Here is a 23,928-nt window from a genome sequence, read left to right as displayed (position 1 = left end):
GGCCTATCGCGCCAACCAGTCCCGCGCGTCTTCGATCGTCAGAAATACGCGCAGTCTGGGATGCACCAATGTGCGTTCGGCTTGCGCCTTGTTCAACTGGCTGCCAACGACCACGGCGGCGCGCCCGGACGTCAGGCTGATCCCGCCCCGCATGATGTTGCTGAGCAAATCAGCGACATCATTGGCCTGTACCGGGAACGCCAGCGAATCGACCAGCACGTTGAAATCGTCGCGGATGGCGCGCGCCTCCTGGGCTTTCACACCGACCTCCTTGGCGAGCGCCACCACCGTCTCGGCCGTCCAGAACCCCTCTACCCGCATGTTCAGGCAATTGGCGTGGCGGTCATAGTCTATTTGAAACATCGAATTTCGGTTTGATTCATGGCTGTCTTGCAATCGGTTCAAGCCGCCAGTCGCAGGAACGGCACCGGCTGCGTAGACCGCAGCACGATCGGCTTGCCCTCCGACGCTTCGAACAATTCGCCGTCCAGAATGACGCTGCTATGATTGCCCTCGATGCGGATCGTGTCACCCTGTTCCAGATGGATGCCCTGCATCTGGCGCTTGCCCACGCGCTTGAAGAGGCTGGCCCACATCAGGCGCAGCAGTGCTGGAAGATTTTGATCCACCGCCATCAGCTTCATATTGCCGCGCCGACTGTCACCCGGCTGTACGCCCAATAGCAGCCGTTCGAGCGTGGTCACGATCAGCACCGCATAGCGCCCAACCAGTTGCCCGTCGCGGATCAGCGAAATGCTGACCGGCTTGCTCGACGGCGGCAGAAAGCGCGCGCTGATACCGAACAACAGCGACACCAGTACCGCCATCGCGGTGATGAAATGGCTCAGGCCATTGGAAAGGCCCAGCGGATAAATCTGGTTGCGGCAATAAAGCATATAGTCGGCCAGCCCCGCGCCGCCCAGGAACATGCCCAGGACCGGCCGGCTGCCGACCTGTCCGTCCGACAGGGCGATAAGCTCGCGTGCGACGACATGATCGTCCACACCCGCCTTAGCGATCGCGACGATCCGCTCCAGCGCCTTGATCGGGTCGCCATGGATGCCCAGGTCCAGCGCGATCAGGTTGGTCTTGCCATTGGGCAGCACCGCGATCGGCGGCACCCGGCCCTTGAAATGCTCACCCTGATAGAGTTCGGTCAGCGACGCCTGCACTGTCCCGTCGCCGCCATTGATGACGATGACGACCGGATCGACGCGGGCGATGGTCTGGAACGCCCGGCCGATCTGTTCGACATGCTCCACTTCATAATGGAAGATGTCGGGGTTGCTCGCGCAATAGCTGCGCACGCGCGGAAGCGACTGCCGGTTGCCCGTGGACTTGGGATTGGACAGGAGGGCGACGCAAACCATGGCTTTGGGGTCACATATATTTGAGGGTGATCGTGATTTTCGTCACGCCGGGACCAGCGTAAAAAGCGGCTTTGTCGACGCTCGGCTTGCCCAGGTTGAAGAGGCTGATCGCCGGATTGTTGGAAAAGCCACCGCCATCGCTGGAAATGTCGGTCTTGCCATTGCCATTGCGGTCATGCCGTACGGCGATGCCATATTTGCCCGGCTGCGGCACCGGCATACAGAATCGCATCGCGCCATTGGCCGGGCGGACCGCCGTATCAATGCGATGCAGCCATTCGCCCTTGGTCAGCCACGCCGCCTTGGTCGCCGGATAGGATTGAAGCCGCACCTTGCCTGTGGCGGCGGCAAAACCGCGCACATCGACCAGCACAGCAGGCCCGCTGGCGCTTGCCGCACAACGGTCCAGATCATTGGCAATTTCCTGGCCATGGGCGAATGCGGGCACCGCAGCGACCAGCGCTGCTCCCGACATCAGACCCATTGCAACTTTTATCATGACCATCAGACTCCTGGAAGCTATAGCCACCGGCATGGGCCGGATGGCGAGCCCCTGTTCGCCCCGCAACGCTATGCCATTTGATATGGCCGGGGTTTGCGGCCAAAACATGGTGATGGGACGACGACTTAGAGAATGCTGACCGCCACCGACCGTTATCTCGCCCGCCTGATCGCGGTGCCCATGCTGGGTACGCTGGTGATCGCCGCGATGCTGCTTGTCCTCGACAAGATGCTGAGCCTGTTCGACTTCGTCGCGGCGGAGGGCGGGCCGGTCAGCGTCGTGTGGCGGATGCTCGCCAATATGCTGCCCGAATACCTCTCGCTCGGCATACCGATCGGCTTGATGCTCGGCATCTTGCTCGCCTTTCGCAAACTGGCCATGTCGTCCGAACTGGACGTCATGCGCGGCGTTGGCCTGTCTTATGGTCGCTTGCTGCGCGTCCCCTATATGTATGCGATTGCGCTGGCGCTGCTCAATTTCGGCATCGTCGGCTGGGTCCAGCCCCTGTCGCGCCACGCCTATGAGGCGTTGCGCTTCGAATTGCGCTCCGGTGCGCTCGGCGCGTCGATCAAGGTGGGCGAGTTCACGAATCTTGGGCGGCGGATGACGATGCGAATCGAACGCAGCCTGGACGAAGGCCGCAATCTTCAGGGCATTTTTGTGCGCGCCAGCAGCCGCGATGGGCAATCGGTTGCGGTTACGGCGGCGCAGGGCATGTTCCTTGCTACGGATGATCCCGACACGATCATTTTCCGGTTGCGCGATGGTGTGCTGGTCAATGATTCGCCCAAATATAAAACGCCGCGTATCCTGTCCTTTTCCAGCCATGATCTGCCGATCGACCTGCCGCAAATCGAAAATTTCCGTGGCCGCGACGTGGATCGGGAAAAGACGATCCCCGAACTGGTGGTGATCGGCCACAGCAGCGAGACCCCCGCCAAATTACGCGACGAAGTGCGCGCCAATTTCCATTTCCGCATGGTCGAAGTGGCGATGATGTTGCTGCTGCCGCTTGCCGCGCTGGCCTTCGCCATCCCGCCCAAGCGATCGACATCGGCACTCGGCGTCTTTCTCTCGATTGTGTTCATCGTGACCTATCACAAGATCAACCAATATGGCGAAGGCATCGGTGCATTGGGCAAAATTGATCCGATCATCGCCTTGTGGGGTCCGTTCGTGCTGGTGGCCGGACTTATCCTGTGGATGTATCATGTCATCGCCCATCGTCCTGGCGGCCAACCGATCGGGGCGCTGGAATTTGCCTTTGCCAAATTGGGGAAGCAGGTCGCACGGCTGTTGCGGCTGGGCCGCAAACGTCGGCCGGTCGTGACCGAGGAAGGAGCGGCCTGAGGCCATGCAGTTTAATTTCTTCCCGTCGACGCCCATCACCCTTTATATGGCGCGCCTGTTCCTGACCCGGACGTTTGCCGTGCTGGCGCTGCTGGTGGTCGTGCTTCAAACACTCGACCTGCTGGGCAATTCCAGCGACGTGCTGGCCTATCCCGGCAATGGCGATGCGCAACTATGGCACTATGTCGGCCTGCGCGCGCCGCAGATCATTGCGCGCTTCCTGCCCTTCTCGGTGTTGCTGGGCACGCTGGTCATGCTGGCGACGCTCAACCAGAATAGCGAAATCATCTCGATGAAGGCGGCGGGGCTGTCCGCGCATCAGATACTCGCACCGCTGATCGCGGCAGCGCTGGGCGTCTCGCTGATCAGCTATGTGTTCAACGAACGGGTCGTGGCGCGATCGACAGCAGCGCTCAGTGCCTGGGAAGCGGTGGATTATGGCCCGATCCCGCGTGACAGCGGGGTCAAGAGCAACCCCTGGGTCCGCGACGGCAACAATCTCGTCAACGCCGCGATCGTGGCGGGGCGCGGCACCGAAGTCCAGTTGCGACAGGTGCGCATTTACAACCGGATCAACAATCGCCTGACGACGATCGTGGAGGCACCACGCGGCCGTTATGATGTGGAAACCAGCAGTTGGCTGCTGGAGCGCGCACGCCAGTTCGACGTGGCGCGCGGCACGATAACCGATGTTGGCACAATCCGCTTCGGCCGGGATATTCGCCCCGACCAGTTCACTTTGGCCAAGGTCGATCCCGACGCGCTGACCTTCGCGGAACTGAAGGCAGCGATTTCCGACCTGCACGATGCCGGGCGGCCGACGGCGGAGCTGGAGGCGAGCCTGTGGCACAAAATGTCCGGGCCGCTGTCGGCGCTGCTGATGCCGATCCTGGGGTCCGTGGCAGCCTTCGGCCTCGCCCGGTCGGGGCAATTGTTCGTGCGCGCGGTGATGGGCATGGCGCTCGGCTTTGCCTATTTCGTCGCTGACAATTTCTCGCTCGCGATGGGCAGCCTGGGTGCCTATCCGCCCTTCCTGGCCGCCTGGGCACCCTTCTTTCTGTTCCTGCTGGTTGGCGAAACCATGTTGTTCAGGACCGAAGAATAGCCTCAGCGCGCGCCCATCGTGCTACGCGCGATCTTGCCCACCAGCGGGATCATCCCCGGATAATTGCCGCGATGATAGGGCGAGCCTGCGTCCAGCATCGCGATCAGCCGGGCATGGGCCTGACCCAGCGCATGATAGGGGACGCTGGGCAGCAGATGGTGGAGCGCATGATAGCGCAGGCCCACCGGCGCCCATAGTTCGGGCAGCACACCGGGCGGCGGCACATTGACCGAATCGAGATATTGGGCAGTCACCGTCATTGGATCGCCCTCATTCTCCCACAGATGCGCGACCAGCGTGCGCAACTGGTTGATGACCGTCATCGCCGAATGGATCGCCATATAGACGAGCAGCGGTTTCCAGCCGAAAACGAACACGCTCCCCACCAACGCCAGCGCGAACAGGCAGGCACCTGCTTCCTGCCACGCCCACATGCGCGCAAAGTCACCTTCCGGCGCGCGGCGGCGATAGGCGGGGTTGATCGACAGCGCCGATAATTCCGCCACCACCTTGCGGCGCAATGGCGGCAGGAGGAGGCTGAGCGGGGTCAGCAGCCCGAAGCGCAGGATGAGGCCGACAGGGGCCAACGCCGCGACCAGAATGAACAGCGGCAATGACCAGGGCTTCATCAGCGCCAGCGGCAGATATTCGGGGTCTTCCGCCGTGCCATAGCGGGTGCGGGCATGATGCTGGGTATGCACGCCCTCATAGAGAAAGGACGGGATCATCAGCGGAATGCCGACGATCAGGTTCCAGCCGAAGCGAAAGCCCGGCAGCGCGCCCTTGCGGATATGGGTGAGTTCATGAATGAAGCTTGCAGCGCGATAAAGCGCCAGCATCGCCACAACCCCGCAAACGATGGCGATCGCGAGATTGTCCACCACGATCGCGCCCGCCATCGCGGCCCAGCCGATCAGCGCCGAACCGAGCATATCGGGCCAGTAGATGCGCGGATTGGCGACGCTATAGTCGCGCGTCAGTTCCGCTGCGGCCCGCAGCATGGCGGTGTCGTCGGGAATGGTCGCTCGCGCCCGCTGGGCGGCGGCCAATATGGGATCATGCACTGTCATAAGACCGTCCTACACTCCAAATGCGCTGATATCGTGGCAGCACCATGACATCCGCGTCCCGATACGCCGCCATCCCGCGCCCGTGATTGACATTGCGCAAACAAGCGGCGAACTGCGTCCCATTCCTTTCATCAAGGCGGCAACCGTGACGCAATCCGATCTGGTCATCACTCCTGTTTCCGGCAAGGCCGACCTCAAGGCTTTTATCGACCTGCCCTGGTCGATCTATGCGAACGACCCGAACTGGGTGCCCCCGCTTAAGGCCGAGGTGAAGGCGCTGCTGACGCCGGGCGACAATCCCTTTTTCGACCATGCCGAGGCGCAATATTTCCTCGCGCGCCGTGGAAGCCAAGTGGTCGGCCGCATTTCGGCCCATTTTGATCGCCTCGCGCTGGCCCAGCCCGCCGAGCAGGGCATGGGGCCGGGCACCGGCAATTTCGGCCTGTTCGAAGCCAGCGATGCCGATGTCGGCGCGGCGCTGATCGCGATGGCGGAAGACTGGCTGCGCGCCAGGGGCATGACGCGCGTGCTAGGGCCGATTTCGCTCTCGATCTGGGAAGAGCCGGGGCTTTTGATCCAGGGCCATGACCATCCCCCCACGGTGATGATGGGCCATAACAGCCCGGCCTATCAAGCGATGATCGAGGGCGCGGGCTACGCTCCGGCCAAACAGCTCAAAACCTATGATTTGGACATCACGAGCAGTTTCCCGCCGCTCATCCAGCGGATCGTCGCATCGGGGCAGAAAAACCCGCGCATCCGCATCCGCAAAGTGGAAAAGGCGAAGTTCGACAAGGAAGCCGCGATCATCCTGTCGATCCTGAACGACGCATGGGGCAAGAATTGGGGCTTCGTGCCGATCACCGATGCAGAGGTCGTGCATACCGGCAAGAAGCTCAAGCCTATCGTGTTCGAGGATCTCATCATGATCGCCGAACTGGACGATGAGCCGGTTGCCTTCATGATGACGCTGCCCGACCTCAACGAGGCGCTGGGGCCGCTCGACGGGTCGCTTTTCCCCTTCGGCTGGGCAAAACTTCTGTGGTGGTTACGCAAGCCCAAGGTCCGCACCATGCGCGTGCCGCTGATGGGCGTGGTGCAACGGCTGCAATCCTCGCGCATCGCCAGCCAGCTCGCCTTCATGATGATCGAGCATATCCGGCTTGACGCGGTTGCCCATTATGGATCGACGCGGGGCGAAATCGGCTGGGTGCTGGACGATAATCAGGGGATGAATGCGATTGCCGAGGCAATCAACAGCACGGTCAACAAGGTCTACCAGATCTACGAAAAGCCGCTCTGATCAACCCTCGACCGGTACCGCCACCTCGATCGCGCCCGCCGCGACCTTGGCGGTGACGGGAGTCTTGGCCAGCACTTCGCCATCAATCGAAATGCGCTGGGTCGGACGGGTCGAAATCGTGAACGACTTGCCAGTAAATTCCTGCGTGTGCGAATCGCGGTCGCGCAGCTTGAAGAATTTGGCATACCAATCCCAGGCAAGCCGGACATGGCTGCGCCCGACGACCGCTTGAATGACAATCTCGCCCGTATCGACATCGGCATGGTCGGACAATTCAACCCCGCCATGAAACGGACCGTTGAGGATGCGGACTTCAGTGGACCAGAGCCGATGCTCCTTTTGCCCGTCGTCGATGACCAGGCGGAAGGCGCGAAAGCCTACGGAGCATTTGATCGCCCAGACGAGATAGCCGATGCGCCCCAGATAGCGTTTAAGCTTGTGCGGCACGGTGCGCCCGATGATCGGTGACAGGCCGAGCGAGGCGGCGTTGACGAAATAATCCCGGTCGATCATACCCAGATCCACCCGTCGTCGTCGGCCATGGGCGATCACCTGCACCGCGCCGTCCAGGTCGAGCGGCAGGCCCAATGTGCGGGCAAAGCTGTTGGCAGTGCCAAGCGGGAGGACGGCAAAGACGCAATCCTTGCCCACCAGTTCATCGACCGTGCCCGACATGGACCCGTCGCCACCACCCACGATCACCATGGGCGCGCCATCGGCGATCGCTTGGCGGACCGTCGTGTCCATCTGGCTTGGATCTTCGACCGCATGCGCGGCAACCAGCCGGACGCCCGCCTCTTCCAGCTTCTGCTTGGCTTGCGCATACAGATCCTGGCCCTTGCGACTATGGGCGTTGACGATCAGCGCTGCCTCGCGGGGGAGGGGGCGAAGAACAGGGCTGGGGGGCGCTTTCGTTTCCATGGCACAACAACACGGCAAGAGGGGATTTGGGTCCAATGGAAACCATCTGCTTGCACTTCGTTACCCTTTAATGGCCCGCATCGCACATCTCTCCGACATTCACTTTGGCGCGAACGATCCCAGGATCGTCGACGCCGCCACCGCCTGGCTGGAGGAGCGCCGACCGGATCTGGTCGTCATCAGCGGCGATTTCACGCAGCGCGCCCGCGTCGATCAATTCCGCGCTGCGTCCGCCTGGCTCAACCGCTTGCGCAGCGCAGGCCTCAAATTGCTCGTCGTGCCGGGCAATCATGATGTGCCACTTTACGACCTAGTGCGGCGCTTCATGGCCCCGCTCGATCGCTACAAACGCTATATCAGCAGCGATCTGTGCCCCTTCTATGAAAATGCTGAAGTGGCAATTCTGGGTATCAACACGGCCCGGTCGCTCACCATCAAGGATGGACGGATCAACCATGGCCAGATGGAGATGCTGCGCAAACGCTTCGCATCGGTGGCACCGGACAAGACCCGCATTCTCGTCACCCACCATCCCCTCTTCGCCATGCCGATCGGCCGGGGCGGCGAATTGAGCGAAGCGGTCGGCCAGCATGAGGATGCGATCCAGGCCGCGTGCGAAGCTGGCGTACATCTCGCCCTCGCCGGCCATTTTCACCGGACTTATGCCGAATCGGCTGCCAAGATGGTCGAACAGGCGGGCGGCGCGCTGGTGATTCAAGCTGGCACTGCGACATCGACACGCCTGCGCAACGACGAACCACAAAGCTTCAACTGGCTACACGTCCATCGGAACAATGAAGTGGAATTGCAGGTAATCGTCTGGGACGGCGCGGGCTTCCAGCGGGCCAGCCATGTCGCCTATCGGCAGGAAGGCGATAGCTGGACCGGCGAGGCCGTTGATCATCCGGCGAGCGTGGGTGCCATCGCCTGACATCGCCGTGGCTGCTTTTGTCGGATAGCGCGATACGCTAGGACGCGAGCTATGAGCGTTCGCAACCGGAATCCGCGCTAAGATGGCGATCATCAGAAGCCTGTGCGGCCAGTGTGGCATGGGGTGCGGCGTGCGGGCTATGACCGGCACCGATCGCGACCTGCGGATTGAGGGTGACAAGGCGCATCCCGCTAATGCCGGACAGTTGTGCGAAGGTGCGGATGCGCTGACGGCCATGACGGACCTGGACGGGCGGCTGCTGCACCCGATGGTCGATGGCAAGCAGGTGGCCTGGGACAAGGCTATCGCCCAGATTGCACGGCGTCTGGCCGCCGTGCAGGCGCGTCATGGACCGGGCAGCGTGGCGCTGCATGTCGGCGGCGGCTTGCTGACCGAGGATTATTATGTCGCCAACAAGCTGATGAAGGGCTTTCTGGGCTCGGCCCATATCCATGCGCCTTGGCGCGGTGCGATCGGCGCCGTGCAGCGCGCCGCCTATGGCGAAGATGTGATGCCCGCCACGCTGGAGGATATCGACCGCGCCGATATTATCCTGATCGCCGATCCGCTGGCGTTGCTGGCGCATCCGCTCTTGCTGGAGCGGGTGCAGGAGGCGCGCACCACACGCGGCACGCGGCTCGTGGTGCTGGGCAGGGGGATCGAAGCCGACATGCCATTGCCGGTTCGCGCAGGGAGCGTCGCCCGCTTGCTCGCGGGGTTGTTGCTGCATAGCCTTGATGGCGGGCTGATCGACGCGGCTTTCGTGGCCGCGCATGTGACCGTGCCCGACGGGTTTCAGGAGCAGTTGGCACCCGGTCATGATCTATGGTCGGTCGCACGGGCCTGCGGGATCGAACCGGGGCAGGTTCGGGATTTCTACGATGCGATCGGGCCAGCCGACCGCCTGGTGACCCTGTTCGGGGAGACGGCGGGCGCGGATGTCGCAGCAGCGGCGATCGACCTGCATCTGCTGACGAGGCGGATCGGGCGGCCGGGCGCGGCACCCTTCGCGCTGCCCTCCGGCGCGAACGGCATGGGCGCGCGCGAAGTGGGTTGTTACGCCGACGGCCTCGCGGCGCATGGCGATTTCTCTGATCCGATGCGGGCCAATGTCGCCCGCTTCTGGGGGGCGCGGCAGTTGGTGGAGCAGCCCGGACTGGAGGACGACGCGCTGCTCGACGCCATGCGCGACGGACAGGTGCGGGCGCTGTGGAGCATCGGTGCGGATGACGGCGCGGCGGACTGGCTGCGCGCCGCGCGAGCGGCCGTGCCGCTGTCGATCCGATCAACCGACCGCATCGAGGAGGCCGACGACGGCTGGACCCTATGTCTCCCATCGGCAAACTGGATCGAAAAGGATGGCACGGTGACAGGGCTGGACCGCCTTGTCAGCCGACAAAGGCGCTTGTTTGATCTGCCTCGCGAGGCGCGGCCCGACTGGTGGATGCTGACGCGGGTGGCGCAGGCGATGGGCTGGGGCGACGCCTTCCATTATGAACAGCCCGCCGACATTTATCGCGAACATGGACGGCTGACCGCCTATCGCAATGATGGCACGCGCCTTCTCAACCTGCGCCGCCATGCGCCCATTTCCAACCCCGCCTATGCCGAATTGACGCCGTGGCGCTGGGGCGAGGTGCCGTTCGACGGCGGGCATTTCCCGACGTCCGACGGCCGCGCGCGCCTCCTGCCGATCGCGGGTCAGGCCGAGGCGGCGATCCCCTGAAGATGCGCCAGCAGCGCGTCGCCATTGGCCGCCCAAGTGAAGCGCTGCGCCGATTCGCGCACCTTTTCGGGTGCCGGTGGATTATCAAGGATGGCCTGGATGGCCGCCGCGATCGCTTGCGGATCGCGCTCGACGATCTGCCCGGCTTCGGGCCGATCGAGCAATTCGCGCGCGCCGCCCACATCACTGATGACAATCGGCGTGCCGCAGGCGAGCGATTCGACCCAGGCATTGGCGAGGCCTTCGGATGCCGATGGCAGCGCCATCACATCGGCCGCAGCAAAGATGCGCGGCAATTTGTGATGCGGCACCGACCCCAAGAAACCGACGCGGCGCTCCACCCCAAGCTCCTGCGCCAGATTTTCCAGCGTCCGCCGATATTGACCCTGACCCGCCAGCAGCAAGGTGACGTCGGGCAATGCGGGCAGCGCGCGGACCAGCAGTTCCTGCCCCTTGCGCGGGATCAGCGCGCCGACGCACAGCACCACCGGCCCGCTGAAATCGAGCGCTTCCTTTGCCGCTGCGCGATCGGACAGTTCGAACGTGTCGAGATCGACCCCGGTATAATGGACGCGGATCTTGTCGGCATCCATGCCCATGCGCGCCATCGACCGGCGCATCGCGTCGGACACGGCAAGAAGCCCTGCCGCCTCGTCGCCCGCTCGCGCCACCATCTTGCGGGTACCGCGCTGCGTGCCCCAATGGTGGATGTCCGCACCGCGCGCCTTGACCGAATAGGGGATACCAAGCGCCTTCGACAGCCGCTGCGCCACCGGCCCATCGGGGAAGAAGAAACTGGCATCAATCACGTCGAACGGCGTCTGCGCGTGGAGCCGACGCACCAGCGGCAGGATCGCCCGCGCCATGGTGATGACATTGGTGCGCCCGCCAAATTTGGGGATGATCGGGAAAGTCGGGCGATAGACGGTCAGTTCGCGCCAGCGCTCCTTGCGCGGCAGCGCGCGCAGCGGCGCATAGCGGGCGCTGAGCGACAATGGCCAGGGCGGCAGGCCGACCGGCGCAACGACGGTGACAGTGGCCTCCGCACGGCTGGCCAGTTCGCGCGCCTGCCGTTCCACGAACACGCCGAAATTGGGGCGGCTGATATCGGGGAAAAGGGTCGATAGCATGAGGACGTTGAGCGTCATGGTCTTGTCTTTCGCGGATCAGCCTTTGCCATCGGGTTAAGAGGGGCATTCGCTTTTGGCTAGAGCCGCCGGACGAGTTGCACGGCGACTGCGGCCCATGGCGGGTCGGTCAGCACCAATTGCCGCGCGCCCGACCCCAGCGGCAGCAGTTGCAGGCGATCGCCCTCCCGCCCGATCAGGCGACCGAACAGGAAGCGCCCGGCGGGGCGGGGGAAGAGGATGTCGCGATTGAGCGCGCTGGCAAAGTCTTCCGGCCCGATGCGGCGGCACCAGATCGCGTCGCCGCTGCGATAATCGCCGATGCTGGCGCTGACATGGACGCCGACCATGCCGTCGCTGGGCGCGGGCGAGGGGAAGGCAAGCGGCCGGGTCGGCGCACGCACGCCATCGGGGCCGAGCAAAGCGGCGACCGGCACTTCGGCCTGTCCCGGCAGCGCGACCAGTTCGGACGTGGTGACGCCCAGCGCCAGCGCAATGCGGTTGAGCCATTTGACCGATACGGTGCGCGTGCCCGTTTCCAGCCGCCCGATCGTCTGCGCCGTGGTCGGCGGGTCGCACAGCGCGCCCACCTGTTCGAGTGTCAGCCCCTTCGCCTTGCGGACTTCGCGGATACGGGTGATCATCCCATGCCTCTATAATAACCTATTTGGTTTTCTCTTTCCTACAAATGATCCTCCATGGCAAGGGGTGGGCATCCGATTCTTGTCAGCAGGAGCGAGTGATGGCTGCAACGCATATCGAGCAGACAATCGAAGGCCCCGATGGCCGGGCGCAGCGGGTGATGGTCAATCTCGGCGAATCGCCGCTCGCTTGGCTGCATGCGCGCGGCCATGTGAGCGAACGTCAATATCTGGCGGGCGAACGCCTGCGCGCCGACTGGGAAAAAGCGGGCCTTGGCGCACGGGTGACGATGTGCTGGGACGCGGCTCCGCGCGAGGGCGGACGGCGTGGACCGGGACGACAAGCCGACCCCACCAGCGCGCAATTATCCGCGCGCGAACGGTTCAACGGCGCGATCGCCGCCGCCGGGCCGGGCCTCGCCGACATATTGTGGCGCGTGGTCTGTGCAGGCGAAGGCCTTGTCGCCGCCGAAAAGGCGCTGGGCTGGCCGAGCCGCGCGGGCAAGCTGGTGCTGACCCTCGCCTTGGAGCGCGTTGCGGACTGGTATCGGGTGGCTTAAGCCATCATTCCCGCGCCGAGCAACAGCAGCAGCTTCACGTCCATCGCATAGCCCTGCGCGCGCCAAGCTGCGATTTGGTCAGGCAGGGTGGCGAGGGGGATGCGATGGACGATAATATCCTCGCCCTCGACACCGCCGCCATCGCCGGTCTTCTCCAACCCATGCGCGCGGAACAGCGTGAAACTCTCCGACACCATGCCCGGAGAGCTGAAAAACTGGCCCAGCGATTCGAGCCGGGCCGGGCGGTAGCCCGTCTCTTCCTCCAACTCGCGCGCGGCGGCGATGCTGGCGTCCTCGCCTGCCGCCTCGTCACCCACCAGGCCAGCGGGCAGTTCGATGCAGCGGCGGCCCAGCGGCACGCGATATTGATCGACCAGCAGCACATGGCCGTCATCCATCGCCAGGATGACCGCCGCCTGGATGCCCCGCGCGCGCCCCACATATTCCCATTTGCCGCGCTGTTTGGCGGTGATGAAGCGGCCCTGCCACATCACCTCTTCGGGCGCATCGCGATCCGGGTCGGTCATAATTCGATCAGCCTGTCGGGCAATTCGTTGGTGTCGCCCTGCGCGCGCGGAAAATGTGTCGCCAATATCGCGCCGACCTGCCGCACTTCGGCCGCAAGCCCTTCGCCCGGTCGCCCCTCGCGGATGGCCTCGATCAGCGCTGCCATCGCCTCGCCCCACATTTCGGGCGTTACCTTGTCGTTGATGGCGCGGTCGGCCACCAGTTCGGCGCGATGTTCGTCGAGCGATAGATAGAGGAGGACGCCGGTGCGCCCATGGGTGCGCGCCTCCACGGCGGAACGGAACAGCAGGATGGCGCGACGACGCACGCGCCGCGCCTTGGTCGCACGCGGCGTCAACGCCATGCGCAGCGGCATGATCGCCAGCACATAGCGCACGATCAGGAATTTGAGGATGAGCAGGCCGAGCAGCCCGGTCATCAGCTTCCAGTCCGCCAGCTCATGCTCCCAATCGAGAAACAGCGTCGACAGAAAGGCGCGCAGATGCTGGGGGAAGGCGGTCATGAGGGCAAGCGCGAGAAAAACAGCCGCCGCCGCCCAGCTAAGCCCGACGTCATGATAGGCATCGGACCGGCGCGCCACGATGGTGACGATCTCCCCCGATGTCTGCGCTTCGGCCTCTGCTACGGCGGCGGAAACAAGGTCATGGTCGGCCTGGGTCAGATGAAGCTGCATGCCCATTACCAGCCCCCCGATGCGCCGCCACCGCCGAAGCTGCCGCCGCCCGAAAAGCCGCCACCGCCACCACCAAAGCCGCCGCCACCACCCCAACCGGAGCCGCCACCTGATCCCCAGCCCGAACTTCCGGCACCCGGTCCCCACAATATGATCGGCATGCTGCCCCGACCCCGGCGATAGCGTTTGCCGCCGCCCGCGCGCGACAGCAGCGGCAGGAGGATGAAGAAGACGAAGAACATGACCGCCCAAAAGCCCAGGATCGCGCCGCCCCCGCTATTGGCCTTGCGCGCTTCCGCCTCCGCTGCGGCGGCGCGGGCCTGCGCCTCTTCGGGCGGCAGGGCGAGCAGGGCAGTGATCTGGTCCACACCCGCTAGGATGCCGCCGGGCATGTCGCCCGCCTTGAAGCGCGGCGTGATGGCATTGCGGATAATCTGTGAAGAGAGCGCATCGGTCAGCGTCCCTTCCAGCCCATAGCCGACCTCGATCCGCACCTTACGGTCATTGGGCGCGACAATCAGCAGCGCGCCATTGCTATCCTTGTCGCCAATGCCCCACGACCGGCCGAGCCGATAGCCATAGTCGGCAATATCATAGCCTTGCAGATCTGGAATGGTCGCCACAACCAGCGATCGCCCGCTGGCCTGCTTCTGCGCGATCAGTTTCTCGCTAAGCGCCTGTTCCTGCGCCGGGTCGAGCAGATTGGCGGCATCGACCACGCCCTTGTCATCGAATTTCGGAAAATCCTGCGCCCACGCCGCCGGGGCGAGGACTAACAAGAAGAACAGCGCCATGAGGACCATGCCCCACAGGCGCTGCGCTCGCCCTGCGGGCGCGTGAAATGCCGCGTTTATGCTCAATTGCCGAAATCGACGGGTGGGGCTTCTTCCGCGCCGGGGGTGGTGGCCTGGAACGGCGTCATCGGCTTGGCCCCATGGATGATCTTCGCGCCGATCGCATCGGGGAAGGTGCGGATGCGGGTATTATAGGCCTGGACCGCGCCATTATAATCGCGAATGGCGACGGCGATGCGATTTTCGGTGCCCTCCAACTGCGACTGGAGCTGCAGGAAATTCTCATTGCTCTTAAGATCGGGATAGGCCTCGACCGACGCCAGCAGGCGGCCAAGCCCCTGGCTCAACTGCGCCTGCGCCGCCTGGAACTGCGCGACCTTGGCAGGGTCGGACAAATCCTCCGCATTGACCTGCACCGACGTCGCCTTGGCACGCGCCTCGGTCACGCGGACCAGCGTGTCCTGCTCCTGCTTGCCTGCGGCCTTTACCGTGGCGACCAGATTGCCGACCAGATTGGAGCGGCGCTGATATTGCGCCTGCACGTCGGCCCATTTGGCCTTCGCCTCCTCCTCGGCTGTCGGAACGCTGTTGAGGCCGCAGGCGGACAGGGCGAACGCCCCGAAGAGCGGCAGCAGAAAGGTCGAGAAGCGGCGCAGGCGCGTCATGGGACATCCTTGGCGGTTGTTTCGCTGCTGAAAATAGGGCGTTGAACTGATCGGCGCAACGGGCCATGCAGATAATATCGCAGATGGTAAAAGGGTGTAAACCATGGGCCTGCTTTCGGAATTCAAGACATTCATCAATCGCGGCAATGTGATGGATCTGGCGGTCGGCGTCATCATCGGCGGCGCGTTCGCGACCATCACCAAATCGCTGACTGATGACGTGATCATGCCGGTGGTGGGGTATATTTTCGGTGGCGCTGACTTTTCGGGCTACTTCATCCGGCTTGGCGCGCTGCCCGCCGGGTTTCAGGGCAATCCCGAAAGCTATGCCGATTTGAAGGCGGCGGGTGTCGCCATGTTCGGCTGGGGGGCCTTTCTAACCGTGCTGGTCAATTTCTTGATCCTGGCCTTCATCATCTTTCTGCTCGTTCGGCTGGTTAATCGGCTGACGGCCAAGCAGGAAGCCGAGGCACCGGCCGCAGCACCCGCGCCGACGCCGGAGGACATTGTGCTGCTCCGCGAAATCCGCGATTCTCTGAAAAAATGATCGTTTATGCGACGAAACGAGACTGCGACGGGAACCATCATGAGTGCGGCCGGTTGATCGCGGTCAGGGCTGAAGGCTGCATTCGCGGCCTGGAAGCCTTGCGAAGTAGGTAGCCCCAGGGGGCGCAACAGGAGAACAACGCCGTGAAAACCTTCGTCAAAGTCCTTGGCCTCGCCAGCCTTGTCGCGCTCGCAGCGTGCGATTCCGCCAAGGAAAATCAGGTCGAGAACGCTTACGAAAATCAGGCGGACGCGCTCGACAACCAGGCTGATAATATGGAAGCCATGGCTGACAATCTGACCGGCGCTGCCGAAATGCGCGCTGAAAACGCCGCCGATGCGCTGGAAAACAAGGCCGACGCCACCCGCGAAGCGGGCGAGCGGGCTGAAGAAGCCGTCGAAAACCAGCAGTAATCGGCTTTCGCTATTGCAGTGAAGGGGCGTCGCGAGTCTATCGCGGCGCCCTTTTGCTGTCCGCGCCATGGCTTTTAACGGCCCTTTAACCACGTCCCGCCAAAGGTGGAGCCGCGCGCATCGGTGGGGCCATGGCAATGGACGAATTATTACAGGAATTTATATCGGAAACTCAGGAAACGCTTGAAGCGTTGGCTGGGGAAGTCGTCGCCTGGGAGGCTGACCCGTCCGATCGCGATCGGCTGGATGCGATTTTTCGCTTCTTTCATACCGTTAAGGGCAGTTGTGGCTTCCTGAACCTGCCCCGCTTTGAACGATTGAGCCACGCCGCGGAAGATGTGCTGGCGGACATTCGCGCCGGTAAGCGCGGGGCCGACGCCGCGACCGTGAGCGCGGTGCTGGGCCTGATGGACCGGATCGGAGAGTTGACCGAAGCGGTTGCCAGGGGCGCGGCGCTCCCCAATGAAAATGACGATTATCTGATCGCCGCGCTGAACGCGCCGACGGAACAGGCCGCAGCGCAAGTGCCGTCAGCGCCGGTCGCGGTGGCGCGGCAAACGGGGCAGGCCGGCCCGCGCACCATCCGCCTGCCGCTCAGCCTGATCGACCAGTTGATGAACGGCGTGTCGGACATGGTGCTGGCGCGTAACGAATTGTCGCGCAAGCTGCGCGAACGGTCAGCCGACCCTGAACTCGACAATGTGTTCGAACGGCTGTCGACCTGCGTGGCGGACATGCGCGACGTGATTTCCAAGACACGGATGCAGCGGGTCGAACGGCTGTTCGCGGCCATCCCGCGCATGGTCCGTGATCTTGGCCGCGATCTTGGCAAGCGCATCGACCTCACGCTGGAGGGCGGCGATGTCGAAATGGACCGCGAGATGGTGGAGATGGTCGTCGACCCGCTCACCCATATCGTGCGCAACAGTATCGACCATGGCATCGAAACCCCCGAACGGCGTCGCGCCGTCGGCAAGTCTGAAGCCGGTGCGCTGCGGGTGGAGGCCCGCCAGTCGGGCAATCAGATCGTCATCACCATCAGCGACGATGGCGCTGGCATCGACACGGCGCGGCTGGTGGAAAAGGCGATTGGCGCAGGCCGCCTGACGCCCGAAGCGGCTGCGCGGATGACTGAAGCCGAAAGGCTCGACCTCATCTTTCAGGCCGGCCTTTCCACTGCCACTCAGGTCACATCTATTTCGGGACGCGGCGTCGGCATGGACGTGGTGCGCGCCAATGTGGAGCGGATCGGCGGCGTCATCGCGCTCGACAATCATCCGGGCCAGGGCCTGTGCATCACCCTGCGTGTGCCGCTGACGTTGACCATCATTCCGGGCCTGGTGGTGCGGGCAGGCGGCCTGCATTTCGCCATTCCGCGCGCGGCCGTGGTAGAGATATTGCACGACAATAATGCGATGCTCCAGATCAGTTGCATCGGCGGCGCACAGATCGCGACAATCCGCGGCGTGCGGCACTCGATGATCGAGCTGGAGGATGTGCTGGGCATGGAGCGACCAGCGCAGGCCGCACCGCGCGCGATCATGGTGGTGCGTTCGGGCAGCGGCGTGCCCTATGCAATGGGTGTGGCGGCGGTCGACAATCATGAGGAACTGGTGATCCGCCCCGCTTCGCCGCTCATCATGGCGAGCGGGGTCTATGCGGGCATGACCTTGCCGGACAATGGCAAGCCGATGCTGCTGCTGGATGCGGCGGGCATTGCCAGCGCGGCCCAACTGCCCACCATTCTTGACGATCAGGCGGCGCGACAGACCGAGGAACAGGCAGACGCCCAGGCCGGGGTCGAAATGGTCGCAGCGCTGCGGTTCGAGGAAGTGACCGGCGAAAAACGGCTGCTCAAACTGGCCCTTATCGACCGGGTCGAGGATATCGACGCCAGCCTGTTCGGTCGGTCGGGTAACTGTGCCTTTGTCCGGCTCGACGGTCGACTCGTCCCTGTTGTTAATGGCTTGTGGCAATTCGATCGGGATAAGGTGTCCGCTTTGCGCCTGCGCGACGGTACGCAGGAGGCCTGCTATCCGGTCGCTACCGTGTTGGACATCGTCCAGATGCCGCTCGTCCCAGACATGGTCGCCATGCACGGAATGCTAAGCGGTATCGCGGTGATCGAGGGCGAGCATCTGGAGGTGATAAACCCGTTTGCACTGTTCGCTTCGCTGTCCGGAAAAGAGGGTTTCGAAAGCCAGGGCGGCCGTTGCCTGCTGGCCGACAGCGAGGATGGCTGGACCCGCGAGATACTGGCACCGCTATTGCGGCAGGCTGGGCATGACGTGGTGCTGGGCCTGCCGGAGGACGGAACCATCGACCCGCACGACGTGCTGCTTTGTCATGATGGCGACGGATCGAAGCTGGCCGGGATCATGGCCGAGATGACGGGATGCCGGGTGGTGCAATTGCGGGCCTCGCCCCGCGCCGCCGGACCGCGCGATGCCAGCATCTACCGCTATGATCAGGACGCGCTGATGGCCGCAATCGCCGCGGGACAGGGATAGAGCCATGAACCAACTATATCTTTTCGCCACTTTGGCAGGCACCCGGATCGCGGTGGAAGCAAGCGAGGTGGAAGCCGTCGTCAAGCTGACCGAGATTTCGCCGGTACCGGGCATGGGCCCGCATGTTGCGGGCCTTGCCGCGCTGCGCAGCCGGGTGCTGACGATCATCGACACGGCCGCGCTGATTAAGGGGGCTGCCTCGCCCAGCCGCGAAGGCGGGCTGGCCATTATCGCCAATATCGCCGGGCACAGCTATGGCCTGATGGTCGATGGCGTATCCGACATCTGCCGCGTTCCGCAGGGCGAATTGCCGCTGCGGGGCCAGCTCGACCGCGCCTGGGCACCTTATGCCCGCGCCATCGTGGAGCAGGATGGCAACGCCTGGCTGCTCGTGTCGCTGGGCAGCTTCATTGATGTTGGTGGTCAGGCGCAGGCGGCCTGATCTTGTTTTCGATCCCGTTTACCAAAAACTCGCATTTGCCCGCTAGCTATCGATTTTCGGGCCATAAATTCCAAAGGGACGCTTCATGAAGAACTGCCTGGTCGTCGATGATTCGAAGGTTATCCGCAAGGTAGCCCGGCATATCCTCGAATCGCTTGACCTGACCGTCACCGAAGCGGTGGATGGACAGGATGCCCTGACTCAGTGCGAAGCCTCCGCACCGGACGTGGTCCTGCTTGACTGGAATATGCCAGTGATGAGCGGCATGGAGTTTTTGCAGGCTTTGACGACGTCAAAGGTGACCGCCCGACCCAAGGTTATCTTTTGCACCACTGAAAACGGCATCAGTCATATCAAGGCTGCGGTGGAGGCTGGGGCCGACGAATATGTCATGAAGCCTTTTGATCGGGAAACGCTGGAAAGCAAATTGGCGATTGTCGGAGTGATATAGGGCGACAGCCCGCACTCCAGTTCAGGGAGTAAGTCCTACCGTTTCTTCTTCGTGCAGAAAGTCTCCCAATGACCGTCAGCATGCCGACCATGACCAGCCACAGGACAGGACAGGGGGCCGTACGGACCCTCATCGTCGATGATTCGGTGGTCGTGCGCACGGTGATCGAGCGCATCCTGAATCTCGATCCGGCCTATAATGTGGTGCACAAGACCAACAGCGCCGAACTCGCGTTGGGCTATCTGGCGGATCATCCGGTCGATCTGGTTCTGCTGGACATTGAACTGCCGGGACAGAGCGGGCTTGCCGCGCTGCCCGCCATTCTTGCGGCACGTGCCGGAGTGAAGGTCGCGATCCTGTCGGGCAAGTGCGAGGAAGGCAGTGCCGCGGCGATTGAGGCGCTGGCCCTTGGTGCCAGCGATATCGTATCCAAGCCGGGCAGCGGCAGCTTTGGCGAACAATTTTCCCAGGCATTGATCGAGCGACTCAACCGCCTGTTCGATCAGCGGGTGCTGACCATATTGTCTGCGGCACCAGTCGTGCCGCCAGTCTTGCAACCCGCGCTCCAGCCATTGTCTTGCCTGGGCATCGGCGCATCGACCGGGGGGATTCATGCCCTGGGACAATTGTTCGAAGGACTGGCCGCGCCGCTCGGCGTGCCGCTTCTGCTGACTCAGCATCTGCCCGCCAGCTTCACCATCTATTTCGCGCAGCAACTCACCCGTATGACCAGCCTGCGCGTGAAGATTGCGGAAACCGGCGACATTCTCGCCCCGGACACCCTCTATGTCGCGCCGGGCAATGCCAATCTTCAGGTCCGCAGGGGACTTTATGGCCGGGTCATGATTCAACTCAATCCCGAACGCACGCCAGCCGGCAATTTGCCCGGCGTCGATCCGATGTTCGCCAGCATGGCGGAGGTTTATGGTGCGGGGGCGGCCGGGGTCGTGCTGACCGGCATGGGTCGGGACGGCACGGTCGGCGCACGCGACATCGTGGCTGCTGGCGGCTGGATCGTTGCGCAGGACGAGGCCAGCAGCGTGGTATGGGGCATGCCTGGGTCGGTAGCGGGGGCAGGCCTCACCTGCGCCTTGATGGAACCCAAATATATGATGGACTTCATCATGCGACGCGGCAGGATAAACGCATGAGAATGGCTCCCCCTGTCCCGATGTTTGAAGGGGCTGCGCGCATACTTGCCGGATTGCTGGAAGCGCGCACTGGCCAGGCCTTGTCTGAAGGCAGGGCCTGGCGGATGGAAACCGCGCTGCGGCCCGTGCTGCGGCAGTATAAGCTGGCGGACATGGACGAACTGGCTGCCCGATTGACGCGCAAGAGCGATCCCCGTCTGGAACAGGATGTGGTTGACGCTCTACTCAACAATGAAAGCAGCTTTTTCCGCGATCTCCAGATTTATGACATGATCCATCGCCAGATTCTGCCGACGATCCATGCACAGCGCGCTGATCGGACGTTGCGCATCTGGAGCGCGGGCTGTTCGACCGGGCAGGAGGCCTATTCGCTGGCGATCCGCCTGCGCAACGATGCGGCGCGTTGGAGCGGCTGGCGTATCGAAATCCTTGCAAGCGACATTTCGGCCACTGCGATCGACCAGGCCCGCGCGGGAGTCTTCTCGCAAATGGACGTCCAGCGTGGGCTTGCCATCGGCGATCTTCTCAAATGGTTTGAGCCTCATGGCGAGGATTGGCGCGCCAGCGCAGAATTGCGCCGGATGATCGATTTCCGCCATGACAATCTGTTCGACGCCAAGGCTCCGACCGGCGAATATGACCTGCTCCTGTGCCGCAATGTCCTGCTCTATTTCTCGCCGGAGCGGCGACAGGCCGTGCTGCGGCTATTGGGGCGGCACAGCCATGCCAGGACGATATTGCTGTTGGGCGCGGGTGAGACGGTGATCGGGCAGGGGGACGACTTCATCGCGCACCCGGAATTTCGCGGTGCCTATGCCCGGCAGGTGGCATTGCCGGATGGCGCGATCGGACGCACGCGGCGGACTGGCTGATATTTCCGGGCGTTGCTGCTCGTGCCACCCCTAACCATGCTTGATTGCAACGCTCTGCTGCGCCATTGTCATGGTCAGGCTGCCGGATCGACGGTGCAGGCCGAAAGGGCATGATGACCAAGCTGCCGATGATCGAGACGCCGTCGCCCAATTATGACGAGCGCAGCCTGCCCATCACCATGTTGGTGCTGCATTATACGGGGATGCCCGACGCGGCGAGCGCGATCAACTGGTTGGCCAACCCGGAATCGAAGGTGTCGGCCCATTATGTCGTGACCGAGGATGGCCAAATCATCCGCATGGTCGATGAGGCCAAGCGCGCCTGGCATGCCGGACGATCGCACTGGCGCGGCATCGACGACATCAACTCGGCCAGCATCGGCATAGAGATCATCAATCCGGGGCATGAATGGGGCTATCGACCCTTTCCCGAAGCGCAGATGGGATCGTTAATCCCATTGGTCCATGACATCACCCAGCGGCACCGGATCACGCGTGGCAATATTGTCGGCCACAGCGACATTGCGCCCGCGCGCAAGCAGGATCCGGGCGAGCTGTTTCCCTGGGGCCAACTGGCGCGGCTGCGGCTGGCGCTTCCCCGGCCAACGAAAAATCTGATGGACCCGCATTGGACCGATGGCGGCTTCATGCTGGCGCTCGAACGCTTCGGCTATGACATTGCCGAACCGCAGGCGGCGGTGGTCGCGTTCCAGCGCCGCTTCCGCCCGGAACGGATCGACGGGGTGATCGACGGGGAATGCCGTGCCATCCTGCTCGCGCTGTTGCTGCCAAAGCCCAGGGGCGATGAATAAGCAGGTGACGCCGGACCCGAACGGCGCTAGGGACCAATCCGCCAGAGGGCTGGGCGGCCGCGGCGTGGCGGGTAACTTCCACGGCGAGGAAAGTCCGGGCTCCACGAAATGACGGTGCCGGTTAACGACCGGCTGGAGTGATCCAAGGGACAGTGCAACAGAAAGCAGGTCGCAACGGCTTAGGCCATGCGAAATTGAAAGGGTGCGGTAAGAGCGCACCGCGTCTGCGGCAACGCAAGACGGCACGGTAAACCCCACCGGGAGCAAGACCGAATAGGGACGGCGCGCAGTTTCGGCTGCTAGGTCTGTTTCGACCGAGATCGTCCGGGTTGGTTGCTGGAGGGGCGGAGTAATCCGTCCCCTAGAGGAATGGTCGCACATCTCCGCAAGGAGAGGACAAAACCCGGCTTATAGGCCCTCTGGCACATTTTTTTGGCGACCCCTTTTGCGCTGCAGCGGGGTGGCGTTTTTCTGACGGAATCCTTACCTGTAACTAATGTCTCGTAACGGCCGATCCAATGACTGGGGCTTTCCCCGCTGGCGCAGCTATGGCGCATCGCGTGAAGCCCAGGCGGTGCGCGGCTGCGACCGCTTTGGTTGTGACCAACCGGGCAACTGCCCTGCGCCCAAATCCCCTAACAGCCCGGAACGCTGGTATTTCTGCCCCGAACATGCGGGCGAATATAACCGGAACTGGGATTATTTTCAGGGGCTGGATGACGAAGAGCGGGCGAAGCGCGAACATGATGAGCGGCGCGATGCAGGCGGCTTTCAGTCGAGCGCCTATCATGGCTGGGGTGGGCCGGGCGATGGCAACCGGTCGCGCGACGAACTGCATGCGCTCCAGGCGCTGGAGCTGGAAGATGACGCCGATTTCGAAGCGGTGAAGAAAAGCTGGCGGCGGCTGGCCAAGGAGTTTCACCCCGACGTCAAGCCGGGCGATGCCAAAGCGGCGGTCCAATTCCAGACGATCCAGGCCGCCTATGAGGTTCTGCGCGCGGCCGAGGAGCGGCGGACATGGAAACCCCGCGGCGCGGTAGATTGAAGGCCGATCGATGAAGGCCCATGTCCGCTCCAATTGGCGCAACGCCGTGCTGGTGTGCCGCAAATGCGCCAAGAAGCTGGACGGCGGCTTTGGCCCAGATGGCGATGAGAGGCTGGCCAAGGCGCTGCGCAAGCATCTGACGCTGGGCAAGGGGCGCAAAGCGGCGGCCGGCATCGTCGAGGTCGATTGCCTGGGCATTTGTCCGAAGGGCGCGGTGACGGTGGTCAATGGCGCGGCGAGTCGCGAATGGCTGCTGGTGCAACCGGGCGCTGATCTGGATGAACTAGCTGTCACTTTGGGCATCGGTGCGCCGAAACAGCCTTAATATTATCCTTACCATTCAATCCTATCCGGATGGAATGACATATTTTGCGCGCGCGCGTCCCGGCACGTCCCTATCTGTTCAATGCTGCCTGGTG

Annotated in this window: 27 protein-coding genes and 1 other RNA gene; 17 read left to right on the top strand and 11 right to left on the bottom strand. The window is 63.2% G+C overall.

Annotation, left to right across the window (positions count from 1 at the left end):
• Positions 1 to 3: 3 nt before the first annotated feature.
• From J2W40_RS14295 to J2W40_RS14285, 3 genes are read right to left on the bottom strand one after another with little or no spacing between them, the layout of a single operon-like run.
• On the bottom strand, positions 4 to 363 hold the full coding sequence (locus J2W40_RS14295; protein ID WP_310225951.1) for a hypothetical protein: 360 nt from the start codon (positions 361 to 363) through the stop codon (positions 4 to 6).
• Between the two features lie 38 nt (positions 364 to 401).
• Complete coding sequence (locus J2W40_RS14290; RefSeq protein ID WP_310225949.1) at positions 402 to 1,370, bottom strand: diacylglycerol/lipid kinase family protein; 969 nt, start codon at positions 1,368 to 1,370, stop codon at positions 402 to 404.
• A 10-nt stretch (positions 1,371 to 1,380) separates the two neighbouring features.
• Positions 1,381 to 1,875 carry a DUF2141 domain-containing protein gene (locus J2W40_RS14285; protein ID WP_310225947.1) on the bottom strand — a complete coding sequence of 165 codons (495 nt, stop codon included), beginning with the start codon at positions 1,873 to 1,875 and terminating at the stop codon, positions 1,381 to 1,383.
• 129 nt (positions 1,876 to 2,004) lie between these two features.
• Between J2W40_RS14285 and lptF the strand changes: the two genes are divergently transcribed.
• Both lptF and lptG read left to right on the top strand, forming a co-directional pair.
• Positions 2,005 to 3,222 (top strand): LPS export ABC transporter permease LptF, encoded by a 1,218-nt coding sequence (gene lptF / locus J2W40_RS14280; RefSeq protein WP_310225945.1) that lies wholly within the window; start codon positions 2,005 to 2,007, stop codon positions 3,220 to 3,222.
• 4 nt (positions 3,223 to 3,226) lie between these two features.
• Positions 3,227 to 4,327, top strand: coding sequence for an LPS export ABC transporter permease LptG (gene lptG / locus J2W40_RS14275; protein ID WP_310225943.1), 1,101 nt, complete (start codon positions 3,227 to 3,229; stop codon positions 4,325 to 4,327).
• Between the two features lie 2 nt (positions 4,328 to 4,329).
• On the opposite strand, the gene J2W40_RS14270 is transcribed toward lptG, so the two are convergent.
• Positions 4,330 to 5,397 (bottom strand): fatty acid desaturase family protein, encoded by a 1,068-nt coding sequence (locus J2W40_RS14270; protein WP_310225941.1) that lies wholly within the window; start codon positions 5,395 to 5,397, stop codon positions 4,330 to 4,332.
• Positions 5,398 to 5,542: 145 nt separating this feature from the next.
• Between J2W40_RS14270 and J2W40_RS14265 the strand changes: the two genes are divergently transcribed.
• Positions 5,543 to 6,700, top strand: a complete 1,158-nt coding sequence (locus tag J2W40_RS14265) for a GNAT family N-acetyltransferase (RefSeq protein WP_310226156.1) — start codon at positions 5,543 to 5,545, stop codon at positions 6,698 to 6,700.
• On the opposite strand, the gene J2W40_RS14260 is transcribed toward J2W40_RS14265, so the two are convergent.
• Positions 6,701 to 7,621, bottom strand: a complete 921-nt coding sequence (locus J2W40_RS14260; RefSeq protein ID WP_310225939.1) for a diacylglycerol/lipid kinase family protein — start codon at positions 7,619 to 7,621, stop codon at positions 6,701 to 6,703. It lies immediately after the preceding gene.
• 70 nt (positions 7,622 to 7,691) lie between these two features.
• On the opposite strand from J2W40_RS14260, the gene J2W40_RS14255 reads away from it, so the two are divergent.
• Both J2W40_RS14255 and J2W40_RS14250 read left to right on the top strand, forming a co-directional pair.
• A complete protein-coding gene (locus J2W40_RS14255) occupies positions 7,692 to 8,552 on the top strand; it encodes a metallophosphoesterase family protein (RefSeq protein WP_310225937.1) in 861 nt (286 codons plus the stop codon).
• Positions 8,553 to 8,634: 82 nt separating this feature from the next.
• Complete coding sequence (locus J2W40_RS14250) at positions 8,635 to 10,278, top strand: molybdopterin oxidoreductase family protein (RefSeq protein ID WP_310225935.1); 1,644 nt, start codon at positions 8,635 to 8,637, stop codon at positions 10,276 to 10,278.
• Here the strand turns inward: J2W40_RS14250 and J2W40_RS14245 are convergent.
• Positions 10,254 to 11,426 carry a glycosyltransferase gene (locus J2W40_RS14245; RefSeq protein WP_310225934.1) on the bottom strand — a complete coding sequence of 391 codons (1,173 nt, stop codon included), beginning with the start codon at positions 11,424 to 11,426 and terminating at the stop codon, positions 10,254 to 10,256. The genes J2W40_RS14250 and J2W40_RS14245 overlap by 25 nt on opposite strands.
• A gap of 59 nt (positions 11,427 to 11,485) precedes the next feature.
• Complete coding sequence (locus tag J2W40_RS14240; RefSeq protein WP_069066098.1) at positions 11,486 to 12,049, bottom strand: helix-turn-helix domain-containing protein; 564 nt, start codon at positions 12,047 to 12,049, stop codon at positions 11,486 to 11,488.
• A 98-nt stretch (positions 12,050 to 12,147) separates the two neighbouring features.
• On the opposite strand from J2W40_RS14240, the gene J2W40_RS14235 reads away from it, so the two are divergent.
• Positions 12,148 to 12,606: a DUF6456 domain-containing protein gene (locus J2W40_RS14235; protein ID WP_310225931.1), complete on the top strand. Its 459-nt coding sequence runs from the start codon at positions 12,148 to 12,150 to the stop codon at positions 12,604 to 12,606.
• Here J2W40_RS14235 and J2W40_RS14230 read toward each other — a convergent pair.
• The 4 genes from J2W40_RS14230 to J2W40_RS14215 are packed head-to-tail and all read right to left on the bottom strand — an operon-like array spanning position 12,603 to position 15,266.
• Complete coding sequence (locus J2W40_RS14230) at positions 12,603 to 13,133, bottom strand: NUDIX hydrolase (protein ID WP_310225929.1); 531 nt, start codon at positions 13,131 to 13,133, stop codon at positions 12,603 to 12,605. The two genes, J2W40_RS14235 and J2W40_RS14230, sit on opposite strands and share 4 nt — an antisense overlap.
• Complete coding sequence (locus J2W40_RS14225) at positions 13,130 to 13,807, bottom strand: TPM domain-containing protein (protein ID WP_310226154.1); 678 nt, start codon at positions 13,805 to 13,807, stop codon at positions 13,130 to 13,132. The genes J2W40_RS14230 and J2W40_RS14225 overlap by 4 nt, the downstream gene beginning before the upstream one ends.
• Positions 13,808 to 13,812: 5 nt before the next feature.
• A complete protein-coding gene (locus tag J2W40_RS14220) occupies positions 13,813 to 14,610 on the bottom strand; it encodes a TPM domain-containing protein (protein ID WP_310225928.1) in 798 nt (265 codons plus the stop codon).
• 53 nt (positions 14,611 to 14,663) lie between these two features.
• On the bottom strand, positions 14,664 to 15,266 hold the full coding sequence (locus J2W40_RS14215) for a LemA family protein (protein WP_310225926.1): 603 nt from the start codon (positions 15,264 to 15,266) through the stop codon (positions 14,664 to 14,666).
• A 103-nt stretch (positions 15,267 to 15,369) separates the two neighbouring features.
• Between J2W40_RS14215 and mscL the strand changes: the two genes are divergently transcribed.
• From mscL to J2W40_RS14160, 11 genes are all read left to right on the top strand, one after another.
• Positions 15,370 to 15,813: a large conductance mechanosensitive channel protein MscL gene (gene mscL, locus J2W40_RS14210; RefSeq protein ID WP_310225924.1), complete on the top strand. Its 444-nt coding sequence runs from the start codon at positions 15,370 to 15,372 to the stop codon at positions 15,811 to 15,813.
• Positions 15,814 to 15,956: 143 nt separating this feature from the next.
• Positions 15,957 to 16,226, top strand: a complete 270-nt coding sequence (locus tag J2W40_RS14205) for a hypothetical protein (protein WP_310225922.1) — start codon at positions 15,957 to 15,959, stop codon at positions 16,224 to 16,226.
• A gap of 137 nt (positions 16,227 to 16,363) precedes the next feature.
• Entirely contained in the window at positions 16,364 to 18,736 is a 2,373-nt protein-coding gene (locus J2W40_RS14200) for a chemotaxis protein CheA (protein ID WP_310226152.1), read from the top strand.
• 4 nt (positions 18,737 to 18,740) lie between these two features.
• A complete protein-coding gene (locus tag J2W40_RS14195) occupies positions 18,741 to 19,178 on the top strand; it encodes a chemotaxis protein CheW (RefSeq protein WP_310225920.1) in 438 nt (145 codons plus the stop codon).
• An 85-nt stretch (positions 19,179 to 19,263) separates the two neighbouring features.
• Complete coding sequence (locus J2W40_RS14190) at positions 19,264 to 19,629, top strand: response regulator (RefSeq protein ID WP_310225918.1); 366 nt, start codon at positions 19,264 to 19,266, stop codon at positions 19,627 to 19,629.
• 68 nt (positions 19,630 to 19,697) lie between these two features.
• Complete coding sequence (locus J2W40_RS14185) at positions 19,698 to 20,780, top strand: chemotaxis protein CheB (protein WP_310225916.1); 1,083 nt, start codon at positions 19,698 to 19,700, stop codon at positions 20,778 to 20,780.
• 2 nt (positions 20,781 to 20,782) lie between these two features.
• Entirely contained in the window at positions 20,783 to 21,652 is an 870-nt protein-coding gene (locus tag J2W40_RS14180; RefSeq protein ID WP_310225914.1) for a CheR family methyltransferase, read from the top strand.
• A 113-nt stretch (positions 21,653 to 21,765) separates the two neighbouring features.
• On the top strand, positions 21,766 to 22,464 hold the full coding sequence (locus J2W40_RS14175) for an N-acetylmuramoyl-L-alanine amidase (RefSeq protein WP_037478310.1): 699 nt from the start codon (positions 21,766 to 21,768) through the stop codon (positions 22,462 to 22,464).
• Between the two features lie 41 nt (positions 22,465 to 22,505).
• An RNA gene (gene rnpB / locus J2W40_RS14170) (RNase P RNA component class A) lies at positions 22,506 to 22,891 on the top strand.
• 69 nt (positions 22,892 to 22,960) lie between these two features.
• Positions 22,961 to 23,509, top strand: coding sequence for a J domain-containing protein (locus tag J2W40_RS14165; protein WP_037475360.1), 549 nt, complete (start codon positions 22,961 to 22,963; stop codon positions 23,507 to 23,509).
• A 10-nt stretch (positions 23,510 to 23,519) separates the two neighbouring features.
• Positions 23,520 to 23,834, top strand: coding sequence for a (2Fe-2S) ferredoxin domain-containing protein (locus J2W40_RS14160; protein ID WP_310225912.1), 315 nt, complete (start codon positions 23,520 to 23,522; stop codon positions 23,832 to 23,834).
• Positions 23,835 to 23,928 lie beyond the last annotated feature (94 nt).

Origin of the sequence: Sphingobium xenophagum (assembly GCF_031457465.1) — a bacterium.
GTDB classification, from domain to species: domain Bacteria; phylum Pseudomonadota; class Alphaproteobacteria; order Sphingomonadales; family Sphingomonadaceae; genus Sphingobium; species Sphingobium xenophagum_A.
Note: the sequence above shows the minus strand (reverse complement) of the source record. Positions and strands in the feature narration are given on the sequence as shown.

Bases quoted from the DNA above. Each gene is read 5' to 3' on its own strand.
- J2W40_RS14295 (WP_310225951.1), bottom strand. From the start codon at position 363: ATGTTTCAAATAGACTATGACCGCCACGCCAATTGCCTGAACATGCGG.
- lptF (WP_310225945.1), top strand. From the start codon at position 2,005: ATGCTGACCGCCACCGACCGTTATCTCGCCCGCCTGATCGCGGTGCCC.
- J2W40_RS14240 (WP_069066098.1), bottom strand. From the start codon at position 12,049: ATGATCACCCGTATCCGCGAAGTCCGCAAGGCGAAGGGGCTGACACTC.
- J2W40_RS14175 (WP_037478310.1), top strand. From the start codon at position 21,766: ATGACCAAGCTGCCGATGATCGAGACGCCGTCGCCCAATTATGACGAG.
- lptG (WP_310225943.1), top strand. From the start codon at position 3,227: ATGCAGTTTAATTTCTTCCCGTCGACGCCCATCACCCTTTATATGGCG.
- J2W40_RS14285 (WP_310225947.1), bottom strand. From the start codon at position 1,875: ATGGTCATGATAAAAGTTGCAATGGGTCTGATGTCGGGAGCAGCGCTG.
- J2W40_RS14270 (WP_310225941.1), bottom strand. From the start codon at position 5,397: ATGACAGTGCATGATCCCATATTGGCCGCCGCCCAGCGGGCGCGAGCG.
- J2W40_RS14195 (WP_310225920.1), top strand. From the start codon at position 18,741: ATGAACCAACTATATCTTTTCGCCACTTTGGCAGGCACCCGGATCGCG.
- J2W40_RS14220 (WP_310225928.1), bottom strand. From the start codon at position 14,610: ATGGTCCTCATGGCGCTGTTCTTCTTGTTAGTCCTCGCCCCGGCGGCG.
- J2W40_RS14215 (WP_310225926.1), bottom strand. From the start codon at position 15,266: ATGACGCGCCTGCGCCGCTTCTCGACCTTTCTGCTGCCGCTCTTCGGG.
- J2W40_RS14185 (WP_310225916.1), top strand. From the start codon at position 19,698: ATGACCGTCAGCATGCCGACCATGACCAGCCACAGGACAGGACAGGGG.
- J2W40_RS14245 (WP_310225934.1), bottom strand. From the start codon at position 11,426: ATGACGCTCAACGTCCTCATGCTATCGACCCTTTTCCCCGATATCAGC.
- J2W40_RS14260 (WP_310225939.1), bottom strand. From the start codon at position 7,621: ATGGAAACGAAAGCGCCCCCCAGCCCTGTTCTTCGCCCCCTCCCCCGC.
- J2W40_RS14160 (WP_310225912.1), top strand. From the start codon at position 23,520: ATGAAGGCCCATGTCCGCTCCAATTGGCGCAACGCCGTGCTGGTGTGC.
- J2W40_RS14235 (WP_310225931.1), top strand. From the start codon at position 12,148: ATGGCTGCAACGCATATCGAGCAGACAATCGAAGGCCCCGATGGCCGG.
- J2W40_RS14230 (WP_310225929.1), bottom strand. From the start codon at position 13,133: ATGACCGACCCGGATCGCGATGCGCCCGAAGAGGTGATGTGGCAGGGC.
- J2W40_RS14165 (WP_037475360.1), top strand. From the start codon at position 22,961: ATGTCTCGTAACGGCCGATCCAATGACTGGGGCTTTCCCCGCTGGCGC.
- J2W40_RS14190 (WP_310225918.1), top strand. From the start codon at position 19,264: ATGAAGAACTGCCTGGTCGTCGATGATTCGAAGGTTATCCGCAAGGTA.
- J2W40_RS14250 (WP_310225935.1), top strand. From the start codon at position 8,635: ATGGCGATCATCAGAAGCCTGTGCGGCCAGTGTGGCATGGGGTGCGGC.
- mscL (WP_310225924.1), top strand. From the start codon at position 15,370: ATGGGCCTGCTTTCGGAATTCAAGACATTCATCAATCGCGGCAATGTG.
- J2W40_RS14180 (WP_310225914.1), top strand. From the start codon at position 20,783: ATGGCTCCCCCTGTCCCGATGTTTGAAGGGGCTGCGCGCATACTTGCC.
- J2W40_RS14255 (WP_310225937.1), top strand. From the start codon at position 7,692: ATGGCCCGCATCGCACATCTCTCCGACATTCACTTTGGCGCGAACGAT.
- J2W40_RS14290 (WP_310225949.1), bottom strand. From the start codon at position 1,370: ATGGTTTGCGTCGCCCTCCTGTCCAATCCCAAGTCCACGGGCAACCGG.
- J2W40_RS14200 (WP_310226152.1), top strand. From the start codon at position 16,364: ATGGACGAATTATTACAGGAATTTATATCGGAAACTCAGGAAACGCTT.
- J2W40_RS14225 (WP_310226154.1), bottom strand. From the start codon at position 13,807: ATGCAGCTTCATCTGACCCAGGCCGACCATGACCTTGTTTCCGCCGCC.